The organism is Mesorhizobium sp. M4B.F.Ca.ET.017.02.2.1 (genome assembly GCF_003998955.1).
Lineage (GTDB): Bacteria > Pseudomonadota > Alphaproteobacteria > Rhizobiales > Rhizobiaceae > Mesorhizobium > Mesorhizobium abyssinicae.
In genome coordinates this window covers 1-3,605 of sequence record NZ_RZOF01000479.1, presented here as the reverse complement: position 1 = coordinate 3,605, position 3,605 = coordinate 1, and the positions used below count along the sequence as shown (strand labels likewise).

At 64.9% G+C, this 3,605-nt stretch carries 3 protein-coding genes, 2 tRNA genes and 1 pseudogene; 2 read left to right on the top strand and 4 right to left on the bottom strand.

Annotated elements, in window-relative coordinates:
* Window positions 1-95: 95 nt before the first annotated feature.
* Window positions 96-983 (top strand): DMT family transporter, encoded by an 888-nt coding sequence (locus EN738_RS32340; protein WP_127287118.1) that lies wholly within the window; start codon window positions 96-98, stop codon window positions 981-983.
* A gap of 69 nt (window positions 984-1,052) precedes the next feature.
* Here the strand turns inward: EN738_RS32340 and EN738_RS32335 are convergent.
* A tRNA-Gly gene (locus tag EN738_RS32335) sits at window positions 1,053-1,126 on the bottom strand.
* A gap of 89 nt (window positions 1,127-1,215) precedes the next feature.
* Window positions 1,216-1,300 (bottom strand) — tRNA-Tyr (locus EN738_RS32330).
* 209 nt (window positions 1,301-1,509) lie between these two features.
* Between EN738_RS32330 and EN738_RS32325 the strand changes: the two genes are divergently transcribed.
* Window positions 1,510-2,364, top strand: a complete 855-nt coding sequence (locus EN738_RS32325) for an RNA methyltransferase (protein ID WP_127287117.1) — start codon at window positions 1,510-1,512, stop codon at window positions 2,362-2,364.
* A gap of 132 nt (window positions 2,365-2,496) precedes the next feature.
* On the opposite strand, the gene EN738_RS32320 is transcribed toward EN738_RS32325, so the two are convergent.
* Window positions 2,497-3,414, bottom strand: coding sequence for a 2-hydroxy-3-oxopropionate reductase (locus tag EN738_RS32320; protein ID WP_127287116.1), 918 nt, complete (start codon window positions 3,412-3,414; stop codon window positions 2,497-2,499).
* A gap of 107 nt (window positions 3,415-3,521) precedes the next feature.
* A pseudogene (locus EN738_RS36980) lies at window positions 3,522-3,605 on the bottom strand (hydroxypyruvate isomerase); the annotation flags it as partial.

The window sequence follows — 3,605 nt, the reverse complement described above, 5'->3', positions numbered from 1 at the left end:
GGATATAGGGTCGCTAGGCGAAAAATGAAATGGGCGAAAGCCGCCCCGGCCGCTGGCCCATTGCCGCTGCCGCATCGGTCTGATTTCTTCGCCGCATGCAGTTCATCCCGACGAACATCCGCGGCCCGCTGTTCATGGTCGTCTCGACCGGGTCCTACCTGGTCAACGATACGATGATGAAGCTCGCGACCACCGGCCTGCCGCCTTACGAGGTGCTGTTCCTGCGCGGCGTCGCGGCGGCGCTCTGGGGAATTCCGCTGCTTGTCCTGCTCGGCTATGCCAGGCAGGTCCCTTTGATCTTCGAAAGGAAGGTGCTGCGCCGCAACCTGCTCGAACTGGCGGCGATCCTTTGCTACGTCGTGGCGCTCGCCAACATGCAGATCGCCGATTCAACGGCGCTCGGACAGATCACGCCGCTGCTGATGCTGGTCGGCGCCTCGGTGCTGTTCGGCGAGCGTATCGGCGGCGCGCGCATGGCGCTGATCGGGGTCGGCTTCATCGGCGCGCTGATGGTGGCGCAGCCGACGATGCAAGGGATTTCGGTCTATGCCTTGCTGGCGCTCGGCAACGCGGTCCTGTCGGCCGCGCGAGATCTTGCCGGCCGCAAGGTCGGCGCCGAGGTGCCGGGCATGATCGTCGCCATTTCCGCGGTCGTGGTCGTGCTGGTCGGCTCCGGCGTCGCGCATCTCGTTTCCGAGCCCTGGGTCATGCCGGAGCCCCGCCACCTCTTGCTCATCGCCGGCGCCGGACTGTTCCTGATCTTCGGCCATTTCTTCATCTTCATGGCCTATCGCGTCGGGCCGACGAGCGCGGTGGCGCCGTTCTACTATTGCTTCACCGTCTGGGCGGTCATCTCGGGCCTGCTGGTGTTCGGCCAGTTTCCGAACGCGCTCGCCGTCTGCGGCATCCTGCTGGTGGTGGCCAGCGGCCTTGCCATCGTGTCGCTGGACGAAAGAAGGCGCCGGCTGATACCGGTTGCCTAGGCCAGGCAGCCAGGCGTTTGACTCCCAGGATTTCTGGGCGGCACTTCCGTGACTTTCATTCGGGAAATCTGGAGCGGGTAGCGGGAATCGAACCCGCATATTCAGCTTGGAAGGCTGCTGCTCTACCACTGAGCTATACCCGCGCCTTACACTGAAGTACCGGATTCACCCAAAAAGCGCCATGCGCTTTTCGGTCCGAGACTTTTTCGTTTCAGGGCTTCCGGGCCGGCAGTGGTGGAGAGGGTTGGATTCGAACCAACGTAGGCTAAGCCAACGGATTTACAGTCCGTCCCCTTTAACCACTCGGGCACCTCTCCAGTCTGCCGCCGGAGCCATGCAACGAGGCATTTGCCGATCCGGAGCCCGAGTAGAAGTCTTCTCCGAAATCAGCGAAGCGCCTTATGGCGGCAAGGCTGGTGGGTGTCAACCGCACGTCCCGGCAAAATGCGCTGAATTTGACAGCATCCTCGGCAAGCCGGCTTCTGCCAGTATCCATGGCCCGACGACACGGCTATAGAAGCCCGCCATGAGCAAAGACAACAAGCCCGGAACACCCAAAGACACTCACTACGCCAAGCTGCGTCGCGCCCACCGCGACCAGAAGGCCGGCGGCGCACCCGCATTCCGGCCACGCCAGCCGCTGCCGCCGGGCGAATCCCCCGGCGACGGCCTGGTGCGGCTCTATGGCCTGCACACGGTGCGGGCGGCGCTCGACAATTCCCGGCGCAAGATCAGGAAAATGCTGGTGACGCGCAACGCCGCCGAGCGGCTGGCGATCGCCGACCTCACCGCCCTGCCCTTCAAGGCCGAGCTGGTCGAGCCAAAGGAGATCGACAGGATCACCGGGTCGGATGCCGTGCATCAGGGCGTTCTGATCGAGGCCGAGCCGCTGAAGCCGAAGCGCCTTGACGCGCTTGGCGACACTCAGTTGGTGCTCGTGCTCGACCAGGTCACCGATCCGCACAATGTCGGCGCGATCCTGCGCTCCGCGGTCGCCTTCGGCGCCGGCGCGCTGATCACCACGGCCCGCCACAGCCCGCAGGAATCGGGCGTGCTGGCGAAGTCGGCCTCCGGCGCGCTCGAGCATATCGACCAGATCGAGGTGAAGAACCTCGCCGACGCACTGGGACAACTGCACGAGGCCGGCTTCCAGACCATCGGGCTCGATTCGGACGGACCGGCCGAGCTGGAGAAAACATTCGCCGGCGACAAGATCGCCCTGGTGCTCGGCGCCGAAGGCAAGGGCCTGCGCCAGAAGACGCGCGAGACGGTGACCGCGCTGGCCCGCCTCGACATGCCGGGTGCAATCCGCTCGTTGAACGTTTCCAACGCGGCGGCGGTGAGCCTTTATGCGGCGCGCGCATTCCTGAAGCGCGGCTGAGACCGAAGCGGCAGTCCGCGGTAACCGGAAAGATCAAGAACGAGAAACGGATCCCAGCAACAACGCTGGAAGCCGTTCTCGGACAGGAAAGGAGCAGGCGGCTTGGGAACGTTGCGCCGCCCTCTCCTGATCCTATGCTGCCTTGCCTTTGGTTTCCGCCGCGTCGCCGCCGACCTCGAAATTCGCCATTCGCTCCAGCGCCCTGACCAGCGCCGAGTGATCCTCCTTGGCGCCGCCATTGGCCGCGCAGGAATTGAACAGCTGCTGCGTCGTCGAGGTGTTGGGCAGCGAGACGCCGAGCGCCTTGGCGCCTTCCAGGGCCAAGTTGAGGTCCTTCTGGTGCAGCTCGATGCGGAAGCCCGGCGCGAAGGTGCGCTTGATCATGCGCTCGCCATGCACTTCGAGGATGCGCGAGGCGGCGAGCCCGCCCATCAGCGCTTGGCGAACCTTGGCCGGGTCGGCGCCCGCCTTCGAGGCGAAGACGAGGGCTTCGCCGACCGCCTCGATCGTGAGGGCAACGACGATCTGGTTGGCGACCTTGGTCGTCTGGCCGACGCCGTTCGGGCCGACGAGCGTGATGTTCTTTCCCATCTTCTCGAACGCCGGCCTGGCACGCTCGAAGGCCGTTTCCTCGCCGCCGACCATGATGGTGAGCGAGGCCGCCTTGGCGCCGACCTCGCCGCCCGATACCGGCGCGTCGAGATAGTCGCAGCCGAGATCGTTGATCCTTTTCGCGAATTCCTTGGTGGCGATAGGTGAGATCGAGCTCATGTCGATGACGAGCTTGCCCTTGGACAGGCCGGAGGCGACGCCGTGCTCGCCGAACAGGACGTCGGCCACCTGCGGCGTGTCCGGCACCATCAGGATAATGATATCAGCCGCCTTCGCCACGGCGGCATGGCCGGTGACGGTCTTCAGCCCTTTGCCGATCAGGTCAGCCGGCGGTTTGGAGCGATGGTCGCTGGCGACGACGGGGTAGCCGGCATCCAGCAAATGCCCCGCCATCGGCGCGCCCATGATGCCGAGGCCGATAAAGCCGATGGTTTCCATTGTTTCGCTCCTGAAATTCGTAACTGCAACTAGCCGAAGGTACGGCGCTGCCCCTCATCCGCCTGCCGGCACCTTCTCCCCGTATAGTGACGGGGAGAAGGAAGGCTTTAGGCGGCCGCGCTCCCCTGCCCGGCAAGCTTCCGAAACCACCCCAGCCCCGCCTCGGTCCCTGCCTTCGGCTTGTACTCAGC